General features: G+C 63.7%; 16 protein-coding genes. 5 read left to right on the forward strand and 11 right to left on the reverse strand.

Annotation, left to right across the window (positions count from 1 at the left end):
• The first annotated feature begins 184 nt into the window (after nt 1-184).
• The 3 genes from EA187_RS11015 (at nt 185) to EA187_RS11025 (ending at nt 3,196) form a co-directional block, all read left to right on the forward strand.
• Nucleotides 185-1,477: a hemolysin family protein gene (locus EA187_RS11015; protein ID WP_115604252.1), complete on the forward strand. Its 1,293-nt coding sequence runs from the start codon at nt 185-187 to the stop codon at nt 1,475-1,477.
• A gap of 157 nt (nt 1,478-1,634) precedes the next feature.
• Nucleotides 1,635-2,369: an outer membrane lipoprotein periplasmic chaperone LolA gene (gene lolA / locus EA187_RS11020; RefSeq protein ID WP_115604254.1), complete on the forward strand. Its 735-nt coding sequence runs from the start codon at nt 1,635-1,637 to the stop codon at nt 2,367-2,369.
• A 2-nt stretch (nt 2,370-2,371) separates the two neighbouring features.
• Nucleotides 2,372-3,196 (forward strand): hypothetical protein, encoded by an 825-nt coding sequence (locus EA187_RS11025; protein ID WP_127780294.1) that lies wholly within the window; start codon nt 2,372-2,374, stop codon nt 3,194-3,196.
• A 51-nt stretch (nt 3,197-3,247) separates the two neighbouring features.
• Here EA187_RS11025 and EA187_RS11030 read toward each other — a convergent pair whose 3' ends face one another.
• On the reverse strand, nt 3,248-3,661 hold the full coding sequence (locus EA187_RS11030) for a YkgJ family cysteine cluster protein (RefSeq protein ID WP_164856200.1): 414 nt from the start codon (nt 3,659-3,661) through the stop codon (nt 3,248-3,250).
• Between the two features lie 96 nt (nt 3,662-3,757).
• Between EA187_RS11030 and EA187_RS11035 the strand changes: the two genes are divergently transcribed.
• Together EA187_RS11035 and EA187_RS11040 are read left to right on the forward strand one after the other, a co-directional pair.
• Nucleotides 3,758-4,780, forward strand: a complete 1,023-nt coding sequence (locus tag EA187_RS11035) for a hypothetical protein (RefSeq protein WP_127780296.1) — start codon at nt 3,758-3,760, stop codon at nt 4,778-4,780.
• Between the two features lie 62 nt (nt 4,781-4,842).
• Nucleotides 4,843-6,228: a GspE/PulE/PilB domain-containing protein gene (locus EA187_RS11040; protein ID WP_164856201.1), complete on the forward strand. Its 1,386-nt coding sequence runs from the start codon at nt 4,843-4,845 to the stop codon at nt 6,226-6,228.
• Nucleotides 6,229-6,255: 27 nt separating this feature from the next.
• Here the strand turns inward: EA187_RS11040 and EA187_RS11045 are convergent, their stop codons facing one another.
• The 10 genes from EA187_RS11045 to EA187_RS11090 all read right to left on the reverse strand — a co-directional run bounded on the left by EA187_RS11045 (nt 6,256) and on the right by EA187_RS11090 (nt 18,924).
• Nucleotides 6,256-7,488 carry a dickkopf-related protein gene (locus EA187_RS11045; protein ID WP_127780298.1) on the reverse strand — a complete coding sequence of 411 codons (1,233 nt, stop codon included), beginning with the start codon at nt 7,486-7,488 and terminating at the stop codon, nt 6,256-6,258.
• Complete coding sequence (locus EA187_RS11050; protein WP_127780299.1) at nt 7,485-9,044, reverse strand: NAD(P)H-hydrate dehydratase; 1,560 nt, start codon at nt 9,042-9,044, stop codon at nt 7,485-7,487. The genes EA187_RS11045 and EA187_RS11050 overlap by 4 nt, the downstream gene beginning before the upstream one ends.
• Before the next feature lie 53 nt (nt 9,045-9,097).
• The gene (locus tag EA187_RS11055) at nt 9,098-9,862 is read right to left on the reverse strand and encodes a pyridoxine 5'-phosphate synthase (RefSeq protein ID WP_115604527.1); all 765 of its coding nucleotides are present in this window, start codon (nt 9,860-9,862) and stop codon (nt 9,098-9,100) included.
• A gap of 53 nt (nt 9,863-9,915) precedes the next feature.
• Entirely contained in the window at nt 9,916-11,286 is a 1,371-nt protein-coding gene (gene glmM / locus EA187_RS11060; protein WP_115604268.1) for a phosphoglucosamine mutase, read from the reverse strand.
• A gap of 155 nt (nt 11,287-11,441) precedes the next feature.
• Nucleotides 11,442-12,389 carry a CdaR family protein gene (locus tag EA187_RS11065; RefSeq protein WP_115604270.1) on the reverse strand — a complete coding sequence of 316 codons (948 nt, stop codon included), beginning with the start codon at nt 12,387-12,389 and terminating at the stop codon, nt 11,442-11,444.
• Nucleotides 12,386-13,288, reverse strand: coding sequence for a diadenylate cyclase CdaA (cdaA, locus tag EA187_RS11070; RefSeq protein ID WP_115604272.1), 903 nt, complete (start codon nt 13,286-13,288; stop codon nt 12,386-12,388). Before cdaA ends, EA187_RS11065 begins: the two co-directional genes overlap by 4 nt.
• Before the next feature lie 129 nt (nt 13,289-13,417).
• Nucleotides 13,418-14,299 (reverse strand): dihydropteroate synthase, encoded by an 882-nt coding sequence (folP, locus tag EA187_RS11075; protein ID WP_206524265.1) that lies wholly within the window; start codon nt 14,297-14,299, stop codon nt 13,418-13,420.
• Nucleotides 14,300-14,316: 17 nt separating this feature from the next.
• A complete protein-coding gene (gene ftsH / locus EA187_RS11080) occupies nt 14,317-16,269 on the reverse strand; it encodes an ATP-dependent zinc metalloprotease FtsH (RefSeq protein WP_241250193.1) in 1,953 nt (650 codons plus the stop codon).
• A gap of 223 nt (nt 16,270-16,492) precedes the next feature.
• Entirely contained in the window at nt 16,493-17,959 is a 1,467-nt protein-coding gene (gene tilS, locus EA187_RS11085) for a tRNA lysidine(34) synthetase TilS (RefSeq protein ID WP_115604274.1), read from the reverse strand.
• 11 nt (nt 17,960-17,970) lie between these two features.
• The gene (locus tag EA187_RS11090; RefSeq protein WP_127780300.1) at nt 17,971-18,924 is read right to left on the reverse strand and encodes a hypothetical protein; all 954 of its coding nucleotides are present in this window, start codon (nt 18,922-18,924) and stop codon (nt 17,971-17,973) included.
• Between the last annotated feature and the right edge of the window lie 98 nt (nt 18,925-19,022).

The following is a 19,022-nucleotide window of genomic DNA, read 5'->3' on the forward strand; positions in this document are numbered from 1 at the left end:
GAGGATCGACATCGGCGCGACGCTCTGAAATAATTGGGGCTGAGGAGCGTTACCGTGGTATCGCTCCTCATTCTGGATCGTCGTTTTGGCCGGGCATTGTGCTCGCGCCGCAGATTCAGGAAGCAGGGCTCTGCCTTAAAAGGGCCGCCCCGCGGTGGATCAACTTTAGCCCAGGTCGACGGCGTTGGACGTTGTCATAGCGGAAGTCATCGGCATCATTGCCTGCTTGTTAGGCTCTGCGTACTTCTCAGGCTCGGAAACCGCGCTCACCTCGTTGAGCGAAGGTCAGACGGAGCGATTGATCGAGGAAAAAGGGGTGGGTTCGTTGCGGCTCTGGCGGGATAAACCGCTGGTGGTGCTAACCTCGATCTTGATCGGCAATAACATCTTCAACATCACGGCCTCCGCGCTGGCCACCGACCTTGCCGCGCGCCTTCTGGGTTCGACGGCGGCCTCGCAATGGGCGATCCCGGTGGCGGTTGGCGCGATGACCTTCCTGCTTTTGACCTTCGGCGAGATCACTCCGAAGACGATCGCGCGGGTGCGAAACCAGCAGTTGGCCTCGGTGGTGATGTGGCCGATGCGGATTCCAGTGGCGCTTTTTGCTCCGGCGACCTTTTTCTTCAACACGCTCGCCGCCGGGGTGATGCGACTTGTCGGCGGTAGTGTCGATGAGCGTCAGCCCTACGCTACCAGCGAGGAGTTGCAGTACATGATCGACGTGGGCTCCAGGGAGGGGCAGATCCCCGAGGATCGCGAGCGCTTGCTGCGCTCGGTCTTCGAGTTCCCCGATACCGTGGTCCGTGAGATCATGGTCCCGCGTACCGATATGGTGGCCATCCCCGAGGAGACGAACCTCGAAGAGGTGCTGGAGGTGCTCATGGAGTGCGGGCACAGCCGGATCCCGGTCTATCGGGAGACGATCGACGACATCGTGGGGCTTTTCTACGCCAAGGATGTCATTCAGTTGATGGCGTCGCGTCAGGATTTTGAGCTGAGCAAACTTCTGCGTCGGACGTACTTTGTGCCGGCGACCAAGCGGATCGCGGATCTGCTGGCGGAGTTTCAGATCAACCGCATTCATATGGCGGTGGTCGTCGACGAGTTTGGCGGTACGGCGGGCCTGATCACCCTGGAAGACATCATCGAAGAGTTCTTCGGCGATATTCAGGATGAGTACGACACAGAACCGGCCCAGATCATCGCCATCGATGAGGCCAGAGTGATGGCCGACGCACGGGTGCCGATCTACGATCTGGAAGAGTACTACGATATGGAACTTCCCGAGCACCCCGATTACGAGTCGCTCGGCGGGTTTATCCTCTCGCAGTCGGGCAGTGTGCCGGAGGCCGGCGACGAGATCGTGTGGAACGATCTGGTGTTCCGCGTTATTGAAGCCGACGCCAAGCGCATTATCAGCGTGGAGATTGAGCGGCGTAGCGCGGAGCAGGATGCTTCCGAGGAGCTCGTTTCCTGAGTGCCGCATCGGCCTCGGCTGGTTGAAGGCGGTTGAGTGACGATGCGTATGCGAATAATTCGACGGGGCCGGCGTCTTACACCCGAGCCCTGAAGGCGCTCTTCTGAGAGGAGGGCGCACCTGAACTTAATGAGAGGTTAGCGTGAAGGATCGTGCGATGATGACACCCTGGATGAAGATCGCAGCGGCGGCCGCGGCGGGTTCTCTCGCGGCGCTCACCGCGCTCAGCCAACCGCTGGCCCAGGAGAGCGGTGAGGGCAGCCAGGCGGCCGAAGCTCCGGCGGCAATGAGTGCCGATGATGTCGCCCGTCGGGTCCAGCGTTTCTACCAGGAGACGAGCGATTTTCAGGCGGCCTTCGCCCAGACCTACACCGACATCGCTGCCGGTGAGAGCAAACGCTCGCGTGGGCGCGTCTACTTCAAGAAGCCTGGCAAGATGCGCTGGGACTATTACAGCCCCACCGACGCCACCCAGCGAGAACGCGTGCTGGTGAGTGACGGTTCGGCGTTCTGGATCTATGAGTTCGAGTTTCAGCAGGTGTTTAAGCAATGCCTCGCAGACAGCCAGCTGCCGACGAGCCTGCGTTTTTTGATGGGGCAGGGGGATCTTCTTGAGGAGTTCGATGCTGAGCTCAGCGAGCGCTCCACGGCTCAGGCCCCCGAGCTCAAGCTCACCCCGAAAGAGCCCACACCGCACTACCGGGAGCTGCGCTTTCGTGTCGATCCGCAGACCTTCCAGGTGACCCGAACGACGGTCTACGATCCCTACGGAAACACCAATGAGATCGTCTTTCAAAACACTCGGGTTAACCGCAACCTGCCTGATAGCGGGTTTGAGTTTGAGGCGCCTCAGGGCGCGCGTCTGCTCAACGCCCAGCAGGAGTGTGACTGAGGGTGGATGCTGGCGTTTCAGAGAGCAGCGCCAGGCGCGCGCTGTGTCACCCCGACGGCAAGAAGAGCTGCGGTGCCTGCTGCGGGATGTACAACCATCGCAAGAGCGATGAGTCCGCGTTGATGGCGCGCCTGGTCGAGCGTACCCGGGCGTTTCGCAGGGATGCCTCAGTTGAGGATGAAGCCTCCCTGAGGGCCTTTCGTGTGCGGTGGGAAGATCCGCCCGAGGTGAAGTTGCTCGGGGAGCTGGCGAGTTGTCCTTTTCTGGGGCTTCTCGACGGGCTCGACCCCACCGGGCGCGTCGGGTGTCTGGTGCATCCGCTCCAGAATCAGGGGGTCGACGGTCGTGATTGTGGCGTCTACGACCGCTTCATCTGTGAGGATTACCTCTGCGCGGCGCATGCGGTTCTCAAACGCCAGGAGGTTGAGCTTGTGATCGCGGCGGTGCCCGACTCCTACCTCTACGGGTTGGTGATCACCAATCCGAGGCTCATTCGTACCTTTTTTGATCTGGCGGCCACCGAGCGGGGCGCCTATCCGACGGTGCGAGAGCTGGCCCGGGACGAGGCGATTGCGGCCGCGCGGGGCTTTTTTGAGCTTGTGCGCGACTGGCCCTACCGCGACACCGACGGGATCTTCGGTGCAGTGGTGCCCGGAGAAGGGTTAGAAACCTCGCGTCGCCCGCACCCGGCTGGCGAGCAGGAGGTCAAGCCGGTCGATACGCTTTTGCTCGGTCTGGGGACACGGAAGCTCAGCGTGGAGGAGCTTGAAGACGCGCGGGGGCGCGTGTACCAGGCAGTGCTCTCCTTTGCGGCTGTGCTCGGTTAGGGAGAGCCAGGCGCCTGGCCGGCGTGGCCGGGCCAGGGGCCCCGGCGGTGTTCACGTGGGGTCGACGTCGTTCTCCAGGGTGTCGCTCTCTCCATCGAGGATCGCGGCGATGGCATCGTCGTCGTAGACCGGGCCGCGTCCGATGCCCTCACACCAGGCCGCTTCAGCCTGCCAGGCGCCGGGCTCCTCCAGGAGCTCGGGCCAGAAGGGGTAGGTGCGACACTGAGAGGGCTTGACCGGGTGAATCTCACAGCCTGTTTTCCCCAGAAAGGGGCAGGGAGAGACGTCGTCGACGGCGATGACCCAGTGCGCGCCCCGGGGTTGCATGTAGGCTTCGGTCAATTCGTCAGGCGGCACGCCCAGAAATGACGCGGCCAAAAAGACTTCCGGTACGCTAAACTCGACCTGGCCGGGACGCGCGCAGCATTGCTGGCAACGGGTGCATTCAAAACGTCGTGATGTCATCGCAAGTGCTCGTTGAGGGCCGGGGGAGATGGCGGCGTTGAAGATCGCGCCTGGCATGCGCTAGCGTCAAGACTGGTGAGAACAACGGAGCGCGTCGTGCAGAATGTTCAGACCCCTGATGGCGAGGTCATAGAGGCCCCAAAGCGCTACCCGATGGTACTCGGGGCGTGGTTGGTGGCGATGCTTGCTGGCATCTGGGCTCTGGAATCGCCTGAAAGCACCGATCGCGTCCAGCTCGCATCCCCCCCCGCCGGGGCCTTTATGCCAGCGCCTCTCGCGCCGGACTGGCAGAGCACGCCGGTTGCCGGCGAACCTTTCACCTTGCGTTATTCGAGTCATCCTCCTGTGCACTACCAGTTGCGCGCGCGCTGGGAGCACGCTGGCGCGGGGGGCGGGGTGGCAAGCGGGCTGGATCTTGTGGCGAGGTCGCGATGGACGAACGAACTGAGTGCGGGGGGCGAGGAGCTGCGTCAACGCGTTGACGTGGAGTCGGCCATGCTGGAAGTCCGGGGGCCGGGGGGGCCGGTGCTCGGGTTTCGCGCCGCCCAGGAGGAGCGGGCGCTCAAGGGGGCGGTCTATCAGCGTGTCTACGACCGGATGGGCGGTGGAGGTCGCTCGGAGCGGGGACGATCGGCGCAGGCAGCCGGGGCGTGGGGATTGGCGTTGGTTGAGGAGCTACACCGGCTGCTCACGCCACGTTTTCCCCTGGATGCGCAGCTTGCCGGTGAGCGCTGGCGTTACCGCCTGGATGACGCCGGGGTGCTCGCAGTCACCGGGGATTCGTCGCTTACGACACACCTGATCGGGAGGGTGGACGTTGAAGATCGCCTCCGGGAGTACATGATGTACGGTGGCAGACCTGTCTTCTGGATCGAGCGTCACCTGACGATCGAGCTTCGAGAGGTTCGGGATCGCTCATCACGCGGCGCGCTTCACGTGAAGGGGGCAGGTCAGGGCACCCTGATCTGGGATGTGCAGCGGGGGCAGGTGCTCGACAGCGACCTCGTGATTAAGATGGAGCTGCCGGAATGGGGGCGCCACAGGACTCTGCGTGCGCGGATCGCGCAGATCGACGCCCCGGGGCAAAACGCTTTGCCATCCCTTCCCTCTGCGTATTAGATTGGCAGAGTCGAGCTCGCTACAGAAGTTCACTTAATGCCAGAATACAGGGGCCATTGCCCATGGAACGCCAACTTGTTGACCATCTGGTCGCGCAGCAGGTGGTCAGTCGACAGGATATTCAGCGTTGTGTGCTGCGCGCCTCCATGGCGAAAGGCTCCGTGATCGAAGAGTTGATCACGCGCGTCGGCGTGGACGAGCGTCTGCTCGCCCGCGCCATCGCCGAGCACCTTGGGCTGCGCGTTCACGAAAAGCCCTCGATTCAGGCCCAGCCCGAAGCGCTGGCGCTGGTCAGTGCGGAGCGCGCCGAGGAGTTTGGCGTGCTGGCGATCACCTACAACGAAGCCAGTGGTGAGTTGGAGGTGGCGGTTTTTGATACCGATCGCGCCCGCCCCGTCCTCCAGGAGGTCCGCGAGGCCACCGGAATCTCGCCGGCTCTGGTCATCGCTCCACGAACCACGTTGGAGCGCGAGATCTTTCGGCACTACAATCACGATCATGCCGCCGATAAGACCGTAGCCGCGCCTGTGCAACCGCCGACGATGGCTCGGGCGCGTCCGCCACGTCATATGCCCGGCGACGCCCACGAGCCGGCTACGCGTGTGGTGCACCTCGATGATAGCGGCCCGACCCGTCAGGTCGATCTGCACGCGGCCGAAGACAATCCTTTCTTCGACCTGCTGAAAAGCGCCCGTAGCGGAAGTGCCAAACCCAGCCTCGCCGAAAGGACCAGTCCGGGGCCGCAGCCTGGCGCGGATTTCTTTGATGGCTTTGAAGACGCGTTCACCGACGCGCTGGAGGAGCATCAATTCGGCAAAGAGAGCGCGTCGCGGCAAACGCCGGCACCGGCAGCGACTCCCTCTCGGAGCGTCCCGGACACCGAAAGCTCCGCCCGATCCGGGGCGTTGCGAGGTGCATCGATGCCCTCGCCACGCCGCAGCTCCAGCGCGCCCAGCGTTCCGGAGCGCGATTTCGGCGATATGGCCGGCGCGCTCAATGACTTTGATGCTCAGCTCGACGCCTCGTCCGACGCGTACGAGCAGTCGAATTCCAGCCGTCTCAACGCCTCGGGCTTTGAGCGGCGCGGGCGTACCGGAAATCCGAGTCAATACAGGCGTACCGGCTCCGGCTTGATCCCGCTCGATCCCAATCAGAGCGCCGCGCCTGGATTTGATAGTGGAGAATCGGGGCTTTTTCCGATCGAGCGTCAATCCTTCGGCTTTCTGGATAACGAGGAGACGGACGGCGCTGAGAACGAGCCGACGCTGGCCCAGGTGGTCGCACGACAGCGACAACACATCACGCGCCTGGAGCGGGAAGTGGAGTATCAGAAGGCGATTTTGCAATCGCTGGCCGAAATGCTGGTCGAAGCTCGGGTGCTCAGTCGTCGAAAGCTCAAAGCTCGCCTGAAAGAGCTCCGCGAGAAAGAGTCGAAACGACCCGGTTGAGCGCGTCGGTTTCACGTGGGGGCGAAGCTAAAAGCCCATGCCGACCATCACGTCGAGACCGAGCATCCTGCCGGATGCGTCGACCAGTTCGTGGTATGAGGCGCGCCCGATCAGGTGAAAGTCCCCAAAACTCCAGCGCGCTGCGGCGATACCGCCCAGGGCATGAAAGTCGCGGTGAAGCCCGGTGTTCTGAACAAGCCCGGTGCCGGCCAGCCCGACGTGCATGTAGTCGAGGCCGAGCTGCGCCTCGATCGGGCCGATGGGGTAATAGCCGCGCGGTCCGAGCCCCAATGCAAAAGTCTGAGCGTGCGCCTCAAAGGGAGGGCTGTCATGTCTCGTGGCGTGGTTGCCGCTTAGAAAGTGCAGGCTCATGCCGGCAAAACGCCAGCGAAACTCCTGGTTGAGGGCTATCCCCCAGCCGGGGCTTGCGCCGGTCGCGAACTCCCCAAGGAGCAGGCGGCCTCCCCCGCCGATGCTCAACGATGCCCCCGGAGCTGCCTGCGCCTCGCCAGGGGCAGTCGCTAGTAGGGCGAGTGCCAGGGCGGCCCCGGGAAGCACACGTGCTCCTGCGCGCCGTTGGCGGCGTTTGAACACGAAGAATCCCATCGCTGTGAGTAGCATGAGAGGGGTTGTCGGGCTGCTGCCGGAGGCGGAGCGGCAGCCGGATTGCGCTTCGGGAAAGCAGCGACCGTTCTGCTGTGAGCAGCTCTGGGTGGGGGCGCAATCGGAGTCGCTCAGGCAGTTTGCGCAGCGCCCGTACACCGGTTCACAGCGCTCACGTCGGGCGCAGTCATTGTCGTCGATGCATTCCAGCGGCTCCGAGATCAGCAGGTAGTTAAGCTCGACGATGCCGCCTGCGCTCTGGCTCTGAAGCTCCAACACCAGCTCGGGGGCAACCGTTAACTCGGCGGGCTCAATGCGTTCGATGACGCGCTCGCCAGCTCCCAGGGTGTAGTCCCGGCTCGCCAGCAACCAGCGATCCTCGATGCGTGGCGTGTCGGAAGGAAGGCCGATTTCAGACGGGGTTGAGACGATCAGTGAGAGGTCGGCGCTGCTGCTGAGGTTGGTGGCGACCTCCACCTCCAGGGCGTTTCGGCCGACACCACTGCGAGAGAGGCTCACTGCGTCGGGGCATCCCGGGCGTTGAGGCAGGCAGAGGGTGCCGAGTGCCGCCGGGTCGGTCGGGCTATCGCACCCGGAGACGCTCAGCGCGATGAGCGCCAACGCCAGCGTGTGGAGGTGACGGCGCCCGCAGCTCATGCCTCAAACCTGCGCCATACCGCGCCGAGCTGCTCGAGGAGTACACCGGGCGTGGTGGCGCGGGTGCCCACCGCGTCGCGGGCGGCGTCGCCTGCGAGCCCGTGCACGCAGACAGCGATGGCGGCGGCCATCCACGGGTCGTCGGGATGGTCGTTGAGGGAGGCGGCGATAAGACCACTGAGGACATCGCCCATTCCGCCGGTGGCCATGCCCGGGTTGCCGGTGCGGTTGATCCCGGGCGGGCTATGAGGGGCGGCGACTACGGTCGCCGCGCTCTTATGGACGATGATCGCCGGGATGCGCGCGAGAAGTGCACGGGCTGCGCCCACGGTATCACTCAGAACCTCGTCGATGCTCTGGTCGAGCAAGCGCGCGAGCTCCCCGGGGTGGGGCGTGAGCACAACCGGAGCGTATGAGGCCAGATCGCAGGCAGCCTGGAAAAGATCCGGGTTTTGGGCCAGCAGGGTGAGCGCGTCGGCATCGATCACAGTTGGGCGGGGAGGCGCTGCCAGGCAGTGTCGAAGCGCCTGACGCGCGGCCGCGTCGGTTCCAAGTCCCGGGCCGATGACCAGCGTGTCGCTTGCGTCCAGAAGTTGGGACAGGGCGTCGGCTTGAAGCTCCCCGGAGTCGCCGAAGATCGGGCGCGCGATGACCTCCGGGATGGCGCGAGCGCTGAGAACCCCCTGAGGATCGGTGCCGGGATAGACCAGCCCGGCGCCACCCAGCAAGGCTCCACGAGCAGCCATGGTCAAGGCACCGGTTGTTGGCGCGCGACCGCCGATAAGAGCGATCTTGCCTACCGAGCCCTTGTGGGCGTGTGTAGGACGAGGGGGGATCTTTCCCTGAAGCCAGTCAGCGTCCAGCGCATAGGCCTCGACGCCGACCGCGTCGCGCGCCCGAGTTGGAATGCCGATATCGACCGGGCAGAGCGTACCGATGAAGCCACGGGCGGGATCGAGGAGTTGTCCGATCTTCGGAAAGCCGAAGGTCGCGGTCACCTCGGCCTGAGTGCATACGCCAAGCACCTGGCCTGTGCGACCATCGAGACCGCTGGGCGTATCCAGCGCGAAGACCGGCGCGGGCTGATCGTTGAGAAACTTCACCGCCGAGGCAAATCGCCCCTCCACCGGGCGATCAAGACCGGTGCCCAGAAGGGCGTCGCACCACAGCTCGCAGGGAGGCAGCGAATTCAAAACGTGGCGCACCCCGGCGGCGTCCAGCCCGTTGAGCTGGTGACGATCTCCGATTAAGGCTTCGGCAACTTTATGGAAACGCTGCGCCTCGGGACCGAAACGCTCCGGGGTGCCCATCAGTACCAGCACCGGATGAAAGCCCAGGTGGTCGAGCATCGTGGCCAGCGCCACCCCGTCGCCGCCGTTATTGCCCATGCCACAGAGCAGGCCGATGCGGGCACCGGGCTGCGGAGAAAAATGCTCCAGAAGTACGCCCAGCGCGCCGCGGGCGGCGCGCTCCATCAACACTTCGGCCGGAATGCCGATGGTCTCTATGGTGCGGCGGTCCATCTCACGCATCGACGCGGGGGTCACAAGGTGCATAGGTCACTTCGGCGCTAAGTCAGGGCAGGGAGGACAGCACAGCGGGAATCGCGCTACTCGGCCAGGGAGCGGCCTTCGGCAAGCGCCTCGATCATCTCAGCGACCGCACGCTCAAAGCCCACGTAGATGGCGCGCGCGACGATGCTGTGGCCGATATTGAACTCTTCAAACTCGGAGATCGCGGCCACGGCTAGCACGTTTTTGTAGTCCAGGCCGTGGCCGGCGGCCACGGTCAGTCCGGCGCTGGCAGCCCGGGAGGCGGCGTCGCGGAGACGGCGCCACTCGTGGTCGCGCTCAAACTCGGACGGGGCCAGCGTATTGGTGAATTCGGCAGCCGACTCGCAATAGTCGCCGGTATGAAGTTCGACGATATCGACGCCGAGATCCGCGCTGGCTTCGATCTGAACCGGGTCCGGGTCGATAAAGAGGCTTAGATGCGCCCCGCTCCGGCGAAGACGCTCAAGATAGGGGCCCAAGACCTTCTCTTGACCAGCCACGGCCAGGCCGCCTTCGGTGGTCTGCTCCTCGCGGCGCTCGGGCACCAGCGTGATCATGTCGGGGCGGAGCTCCATGGCGATCTTGAACATCTCGTCGGTAGCGGCCATCTCCAGATTGAGGCGGGTCTGCACCGTTTCACGCAATACCCGAAGGTCGCGATCCTGAATGTGGCGGCGATCCTCGCGCAGGTGAATGGTGATCTGGTCGGCACCCGCAAGCTCGGCGATGGCCGCGGCGCTGACCGGATCGGGGTAGCGCGTGTTTCGGGCCTGGCGGATGGTGGCAACATGATCGACGTTCACGCCCAGCCTCGGGCGCATACGGGTGGGATTCATCGAAGACTCCTCTATCAATCCGATAAATATCTACAAAGTCAGGCGCCGATGAGTTCGCGAAGTTGGGCGAGAAGCGCCTCGGCGTAGGCACGTACCTTAAGCTGATCGGGGCCTTCGACCATGATTCGGGCTTTGGCCTCGGTTCCGGAATAACGCGCCAGTACGCGGCCCTCTCCGGCGAGCTCGCTCTCGACCTGGCGGACCATCTTCTGAAAGGCCTCAAGTTCTTCAAGCGGCGGCTTCTCGCGCACCTTCAGGTTAAGCAAGACCTGGGGGAAAGGCTTCATGACGCGCGCAAGTTTGCTAAGCGGACACTTCTGGCGCTGCATGATGGCCAGCACTTGAAGTGCGGCGAGCAAGCCGTCGCCGGTGGTCGAGTGCTCCAGAAAGACCATGTGGCCGCTCTGCTCGCCGCCGAGGGTGTAGCCGCCGTTGCGCATTTCTTCGACCACGTAGCGGTCGCCCACCGAGGTGCGTACAAGGTTGATGCCCCGTTTCTGAAGCGCGACCTCCAGGCCCACGTTGCTCATCACCGTGGTGACCAGGGTGTTGTCGGCAAGTTTGCCCTGCTCGTGGAGGTGGATGGCACAGAGGGCCAGGATGCCGTCTCCGTCAACGATGTCGCCATTTTCATCGATGAGGATGAGGCGGTCGGCGTCGCCGTCGAGCGTAATGCCTACATCGGCACGGGTCTCGCGTACGCGGCGCGCTGTGTTGTGCGGGTGGAGGCTGCCGCAGTCCTGGTTGATGTTGTAGCCGTCAGGATCCACGCCGAGGGTGAAGACTTCCGCGCCGAGCTCGCGGAGCACTGCCGGGGCGACTTTGTAAGCGGCACCGTTGGCGCAGTCGACGACCACCCGCAGGCCGTCAAGGGTCAGGTCGCGGGGGAAGGTGTTCTTGAGAAAGACGATGTAGCGGCCGGTCGCGTCATCGATACGCGCGGCTTTGCCGATGCGGTCGGTGTTGGGCTGAAGTTTGCCATCGCTCAATACGAGATCTTCGATGGCCAGCTCCACCTCATCGGGGAGTTTGAAGCCGTCGGAGGCAAAGATTTTGATGCCATTATCCTGATAGGCGTTATGGCTGGCGCTGATGACGATGCCGGCGTCGGCACGCATCCCGGTCGTCAGAAAAGAGATCCCCGGCGTGGGCAGTGGGCCGACAAGCTGCACGTCGGCGCCCATCGAGGTGATGCCCGCGGCCAGGCCCGATTCGAACATATAGCCGGAGATGCGGGTGTCTTTGCCGATGACAATACGCGTGCGGTGGCCGAAGGGCCGCTCATCGGGGCGGCATTTAAAATGCTGTGCGATCGCCTGGCCCAGGCGTACGGCCAGGTCGGCGGTCATGGGGTACTGGTTGGCGACGCCGCGGATGCCGTCGGTTCCAAAAAGCTGTCGGGTGGTCATGGCGTGGTCCCTGGGTGAGATGCCGTCGTCTGGCAGGGCGCCTGGCGGCGCGCGTCACGTGCATAGCACGATCGGATGGGCCGCTAAAGCCGGGCCGGGACTTCACCGAGCGTGGCCACGAAGCTCTACACGACCGAGGCTGCGGGCAAGTCGCCTCAACGCTCGGTTGTGATCACGCGGAAACGGTCCGGGTAGACCCGCGTCATCTCGACGCCAGGCGGGAGGTTCTGAATCTCCACGGTCTTGGAGAAGGTACCTGGAGGGCGGCGATCTTCGTCGCTCAAATCGATCTCGGCGCGTACCACGTCGGGGTTGAGGGCCTCGACCAGCCCGCGGGGGCCACGCACGGACACCGAGGTGGTGGCCGGCGAGATGTTGACGTCCAGCGACGTGTTGACGCCCGTGATCGGGACATCTTCCAGGGTGCGGGTGATGAGTTCCGAGCCGATGCGCACACGCACGCTTATGCGGCTGTCATACTCCACGCGCACCAGGCCATCTTCCACGCGCAGTTGCACGTTGCGCTCAAAGGACTCGCTCCGGCTCCCCACATCGACCGGCTCAGTCTGCACCGAGTTGATGCGCTCCAGGCGCGAGCGCGGGCCACGAATGGTCACGCGGGCGGGGCTCACGTCGACGCCCTCCACCACATAGGAGCTCTGCGGCTCGCCGGTGGTCTGAGGAATGATCGGTACGACCCGCTGCGCCTCCGGCTCAAGCTCTACGTACATGGAACTCGGCTCGATCGAGACGACCCGTAGCCCGGGCGGCACCCGCACCATGTTGCCGCTGATCGTCACGATGGAGTCGCTGTCGGCGGGCGTCAGGTCCAGGCGTATAGGTTCGAGGTTGCTGGGATCAAAGCGATTGATGTCCGACCAGCGACCGCGAATGGTGACCTTGACCCGGTCGAGCGGGTCGGACACCAGTACCTGATTTTCGGGCACCACGATGCGAACCGGTGCGAAGCTCGCGACGACCGTTTCGCGGTCTTCGCTGACCCAGATGTAGAGCGCAAGGGTGAGCACCGCCGCGATGAACTTTAGCGAGAAGTTATGCACGAAGATGCGGCGCAGCACCGTTTGCAAACTCAGAGAACTCATGAGGAGACCTCGTCTTTCTCGGCCTCGTCATTGGAGGGGGCTGCCGGGGTGCCGCGATCCTGAAGGCTGACCTTCAGCCGTTCGAACAATGAGCCAGCCGGCGCCGAGCTGGTCCCCGCGCGGTAGATCTTCTGCAGCAGAGAACGCATCTCGTTGGCGTCGAGATCCCGGTGAAGCTCGCCCTCATAGGCGATGGAGATCGTGCCGGTTTCCTCGCTGACGATCGCTACGGCCGCGTCGGTATCTTCGGTCACACCGATGCCAGCGCGGTGCCGGGTGCCCAGGGTCTTCTCCACGCGCGGGTTGATCGTCAGCGGTAAAAAACAGCCCGCCGCCGAGACACGTCCCTTCTGAATGATGACCGCGCCGTCGTGCAGCGGGTTCTGATGCTCGGGGAGAAAGAGGGTGAAGAGCACATCTTTGGTCACGACTGCGTCGAGTTTGATGCCCTCTTCGGTGAAGTGGCTTAAGTCCGCTTCACGCTCAATGGCGATGAGCGCGCCGAGCTTACGGCTGGAGAGCATGACGCAGGCCTTGACGACCTCTTCAAGTACCGAGGTTTCTTCGTACGAGCGCGCGCCGCCCAGGATGGGGGCACGACCGACCTGCGCGAGCGCGCGGCGGATATCATGCTGGAAGATGATGACCACGATGATGATCAGGTTGGCGATAAACATATCGATCAACCAGTGGGTCGTGGCCAGGTTGAGGTAGTCTTCCTGAGAGATGTAGAAAAAGATCAGGATAAAGATCAGCCCGAATAACATCTGCAGCGCACGCGTGCCCTTGATGAGCAAGAGCACCCGATAGATGACGATGAACACGATCGTCATGTCCAGGATGGTGAAGAAGGCTTGCCAGCCTGAGTCCACCCGGAAGATGTCGAAGAGAAGATCCATGCGTTGCCAGTAGACGTCGCCCGGCGCGACGTGAGGTAGGCCAACTCAGCAGATAAGGCGCCCCGAGACGCGAGTGAGGCCCATGGTGAACCAGAGCACCCGGGGGAGCAAAAAAATTGCGTATCTAAGTCAGAATGACCCCATCTGGCAGAGGGCCTCGCTGACCCGCACCACATCGACAAGCTCGGCGACGTCGTGCACCCGCACGATGTCGGCGCCGGCGAAGATGCCGCAGGCTACCGTCGCGGCGGTGCCCATCAGGCGTTCTGCGGCGGGGCGGCCGGTGACGGCACCGATGAGGCTTTTACGGCTTGTGCCCAGCACAATCGCACACCCCAGCTCACGAAGTCGGCTCAGTTCACGGATGAGGCGGTAGTTCTGAGCCACATTCTTGCCAAAACCAATGCCCGGATCGAGGAGTACGCGCTCGCAGGTGATGCCCGCATCACGCGCTGCATGTAGGCGTTCTTCGAGGTGCTCGACGACTTCTGCAACGATATCACCCTCGCTCAAATCGTCCTGCATGGTTTGTGGGCGGTCCCTGGTGTGCATGAGGACCACGCCAACGTCATGCGCGGCGATGACTTCGACCATGGCCGAATCAAAGGTCATCGCGCTGATATCGTTGATGATATGAGCGCCGGCAATAATCGCCTGCCGGGCGAGCTCCGCCTTGTAGGTATCGACGGAGAGCCAGGCGTCGCAACGCTGTGCGAGCCCCTCGACGACCGGGATCACTCGCCGTAACTCTTCCTCCAGAGTCACGGGCTCGGCACCGGGGCGGGTGGACTCCCCGCCGATGTCCAGGATATCGGCTCCGGCGGCTGCCAACTCCAGGCCGTGAGCGATGGCTCGCTCCGCGTCGAAAAACTCGCCGCCGTCGGAGAAGGAGTCGGGAGTGACGTTGACCACGCCCATGATGTGGACGCGATCTTCGAAGGGCAGAGCGCGCGTGCCGACCTCAAGGGTCGGCACGTGTGCTCTGGGCCGGGGGGCTGCCAGAAAAGCCATCACTTACTCAGGGGGCATCAGGTGTTGGAGGGCGCCAGGTTGGGCCCGACCGGCGGGACCTGCTCTTTGATCTTAGAGGCGAAACCGGTCTTGGGAGTCTTCTCGGCCTCCTCGGCTTCTTCGGCCATCTTCTTCTGGCGCTCCTCCCGGATCCAGTCGAGCTTGCCCTCCTCGGCCAGGTAGCGGATCTCATCGGCATCCAGCGCTTCGAACTCCAGGAGCGCTTCGGTCATCAGCTCAAGCAGCTCGCGGTTCTCCATCAGCAGGTCGTAGGCGCGCTTGTAGGCGTCCTTGACGATGCGTCGCACCTCGGCGTCGATCTCGCGGGCGAGGTCTTCGCTGTAGGGGCGGGTGGTGCTGAGGCTGGCTTCCTGCGACTCGCCATAGAAGAGCGGCCCGATAGCCTCGCTCATGCCCCACTCACAGACCATCTGGCGCGCCAGGTTGGTGGCGACCTTGATATCCTGGCCGGCGCCGGTGGTGAACTGGTTGTAGATCAGCTCTTCGGCGGCGCGACCGCCCATCATCACCGCGATGCGCTCGAGCACGTAGTCGCGGTTGAGGTTGTAGCGATCCTTGGTGGGCAGCTGCTGCGTCACACCGAGAGCCCGACCACGCGGGATGATCGTGACCTTATGCACCGGGTCGGTGTTGGTCTGGCGCAGCGCGACAATCGCGTGGCCTGACTCGTGGTAGGCGGTGACGGCCTTCTCCTCATCGGTGAGCACGATGCTCTTGCGCTCAGCGCCCATCAGGACCTTGTCTTTGGCCTCTTCGAAGTCGATGGACTCGACGCGATCTTTGTTCGCGCGCGCGGCGAGCAGGGCGGCCTCGTTGACCAGGTTCTCAAGATCGGCGCCGGAGAAGCCCGGGGTGCCGCGGGCGATGTCTTTGAGGTCGACGGTCTTGCCGATGGGGGTGCGGCGGGTGTGGATCTTAAGGATCTGCTCACGGCCGCGGACATCGGGCGGCGCGACCATCACACGGCGGTCGAAGCGGCCCGGACGAAGTAGCGCCGGGTCGAGCACGTCGGCGCGGTTGGTCGCGGCGATGAGGATGACGCCTTCGTTGGACTCAAAGCCGTCCATCTCGACAAGGAGCTGGTTGAGCGTCTGCTCGCGCTCATCGTGCCCACCGCCCATGCCCGAGCCACGGTGGCGACCGACGGCGTCGATCTCATCGATGAAGATGATGCAGGGCGCGTTCTTCTTGCCCTGCTCAAAGAGGTCACGAACGCGCGAGGCACCCACGCCGACGAACATCTCGACAAAGTCCGAGCCGGAGATCGAGAAGAAGGGAACGCCAGCTTCACCGGCCACACCGCGGGCAAGCAGGGTCTTACCGGTACCGGGCGAACCCATCAGAAGCACGCCCTTGGGGATACGGCCGCCCAGTCGGGTGAACTTTTTGGGGTTCTTGAGGAACTCGACGATCTCCTGGAGTTCTTCTTTGGCCTCATCGATGCCGGCGATGTCGTTGAAGGTGACCTTATTCTGGTTTTCGTTGAGCAGGCGTGCCCGCGACTTCCCAAAGGTCATCGCACGGCCACCGCCGCCGCCCTGGAACTGGCGCATAAAGAAGATCAGGACCATCACCAGCAGAATAAGCGGGATCGAGGTCACGAGGATCGTCTTCCAGACGCCGTCTTCGTCGGCGCGATCAAAGGAGAACTCGATCTGCTGGGCAGCGAGCATGTCCTGAAGATCTTCACCGACCGGGCCGACGGTGTTGAATTCGGTTTTGCCCTCGTGATGCTCGCGGGCGTACTCCTCATTGAAGGTGCCCTTGACCTCGAGGTCTTTGATGGTGACTTCCTCGATCTGCCCGGTCTCCACCGCGTTGCGGAACTGGCTAAAGGAGATCTCGGAGGAGTCGATGGAGGTGTCGGTCATGATGTTGAAAACCACCACGACCATGATGATGAGAATACCCCAGATCAATGATGCGCGGAGGGGGATCTTGTTGAGCACGTTTGGCCTCGTCGAAGTCGAGTATCTGGCGAGCCTTTAAGGCGATACCTTGATAAAGCGCGCGGGAGTCCGGCGAGAGCATCGAATGCGGGGGGCCGGACCGACAAGCTATAACACCTCGCATGTGGGCGTTCAACAGCGCACCCGGCGCTTGAGTCACCCATCTGCGGGGCCGCGGATGGTGCGTGCGGCGTCGATGGGGAGAAGGGATGTTTAGGGGGTGTTATTTCCGCTGCCAGTGAAGAATTGCACTCAGGGCGGCGCCAGGTCGCACCACGATCTCCCAAAAGGGGTGCGCTGACGTGTTTTGAGCGGGAAAAGAAGGGGGCTTCAGCCCGGCGATCCAGATCAGGTTGTTGTTGGTGTCCGCGATGCAGGGCCAGCACCAGCGCACGTCGGTGCCCAGTTGAGCGGCCTGAAAGACGGTGCTGGCTTTTCGCGTCTGCGATGTGCCGTCCTGGCGCAGGCGCATAAGCGTATCGCCCGGGCGATAGCCTCGCAGCGTCAGAGGTTGCTTCGCGAGCGAATGGGGGAGCAGGCAGCGCCAGGGGCGAGCGGGGTGGTCGGGCGCAGCCTCGGCCCGGGGCACGAGCGACCACTGCAGGAGGGAGCCCTGCCACGCAAGTGTGCCCTGTGGGGTGGAGGCGAAGTTTGCCGGCGCGGCGACGGGGTGCAGGCGATCGCGTCCGCCGCGCTCGCGCGAGGGCAGGAGCACCAGCTGGCCGTGGCTAACGCGCACCAGAAAGCCGGGCGCGCTCAGGTGTTTCGGGGTGATGGAGAAGGCACCCGGTAGCATGGCGAGGACACCTGCAAGCGTCTCGCGAGCGAAGTGAGGCGCGATGCGCAGGATGATGCGGGTGCAGGTGGCGTGCGGTGCGTTTAGCAGTGTGCGGGCATCGAAGGCGTGTGCGTCGGGCTCAAGCGGCGGTCGGCGTGCGCGTCGCTCCAGCGCGTCTGCCACGTCGTCTGCCGCCTGCCGCTCGGCCTCCAGGTTTATCAGCGTGCGGCGTGCCGGGCCGAGCTCGCCGGCGATCGCTCGGAGCGCGGGGGTGACTTCCCTGCGGATGCGGTTTCGCAGGTAGCGGTCGGTGGCGTTGGTCGGATCTTCGACCCAGGTGAGTTGTCGCTGGCGCGCGTAGTCGCCGACCTGCTCAGCGGACGCGAAGAGCATCGGTCGAAGGACGCGTAATCTGCGATCTTCGATGGTGAGCGTGGCGTCTTCTTTCAAGGTCGCCAGGCCATCGAGGCCGCTGCCGCGCAGCAGGTTGATCAGCGCGCTCTCCAGGCGATCGTCGCCGTGGTGTGCGGTCAGCAGCGCGGAGGCCCGATGGGTCTGTGCGATGGCTCCAAGCGCCTGGTAGCGGGCCTGGCGTGCATCGGCCTGGTTTGAGGCCTGGCCCGGCGAGAGCGTGACGCGTTCGAGCTGGATGCCTGATGTTCGCGCCCACGCTTCGCAATGCTCGGCGTCGCGCGAAGAGCTCTCACGCATGGCGTGGTCCACGTGGGCGGCGATCAGGTGAAGGTGCAGGCCTGGTGCGAGTCTTTGCAGAAGATCGAGCAAGACGGTGGAGTCGCGTCCTCCACTCCATGCAACGACAAGCCTATCTCCCCGGCGGATATCGGCGTGTTCTAATGCGTTTTGAACACCTTCGAGCAAGGTGTCTTCGCTGGCAGTCGGAGGTGTTGGCATCGCGTGGAGACTCAGCGCTCGGAGAGCGATTCGATAAAATGCTGGAGTGCGCCGGGGGGGACCGCGAGGCCTACTGCGCTACGTTCCGGGTGGCGAAGTGCGTTCAACGCAACCAGGTGGTCGGTGTTGGAAAAGATCGGTGCCCCGAGAATCGCGGTCGAGGTGGTGGGCAGATAAAACTGAAAGGCCTCCTCAAGGGAGCGAAGATCGTGGATTTGCACCGGTTCAATACGATCAGGACGCTCCGGCGAATACGCGAAGATCATAGATGGGGCCGGACGACTGGAGTCATGCAGTGGCCAGCCTTGCGATGGCCGGTGTGTGGAGGTGGCGGCATCGGAGGTAAATACGAGGTGTGCCAGATTGAGGTTAGGCTCTTTGCGCGCCGCGCGAAGTTCGATGAGTACGTCTGCGTCGTTCTTGAGTAGATCTTCGATGCCGCTTCCCGAGGGGCGATGTGCTCCAGGGGAGGGCTGACTGGCGAGAGGAATGCCGTGTTGGCGCATGGCCGCGGCGGTCGCCTCGTCGATCAGGAAGAGTTGTCGCGCGTCGGCGATCCAGTCAGCTGTGCTGAGGAGGACCGGGGGCTGGTTTGGAGCAGGCTCTACCCAGACGGCGTGCCCGATATACACCATGGGCACCTGCCGGTAGGGCCGCGGGGGCATGACGAGTGCCATGATAAGCGAAGTGCGTGTGCTGGCGATGCCACGCAGGCGCTCCAATTCCTGACGATTCAAGGGGCGAGGAAGGTCGGCGCCTTCGGCTGTCGCGATGGTGGAGCGCCCCAGCCCTGGTACGATCTCGCTGAGCTCGTGGGGGCTGATGCGTTCGATGCGAACATCCTCAAAACTCTGCAACTCTCCGGGCTTGACGCGCTCCAGGGGCTCGGATTGCTGGGCGAGTGCACCGGTGCTCCAGAGGCATAGAGCAAGGGTCGCGGACAGGGGCCTTGTCCAACGCGGCATAGAAAACGGTCGGCGGGGAGTTTTGAGTGTGGGTAGCATGCTGAACTCGTCACTTTCGTCGCGGGCTCGGCCCGGCATTGCCTGGACGGTAAAAGACG

Source organism: Lujinxingia sediminis, assembly GCF_004005565.1.
GTDB classification, from domain to species: domain Bacteria; phylum Myxococcota_A; class Bradymonadia; order Bradymonadales; family Bradymonadaceae; genus Lujinxingia; species Lujinxingia sediminis.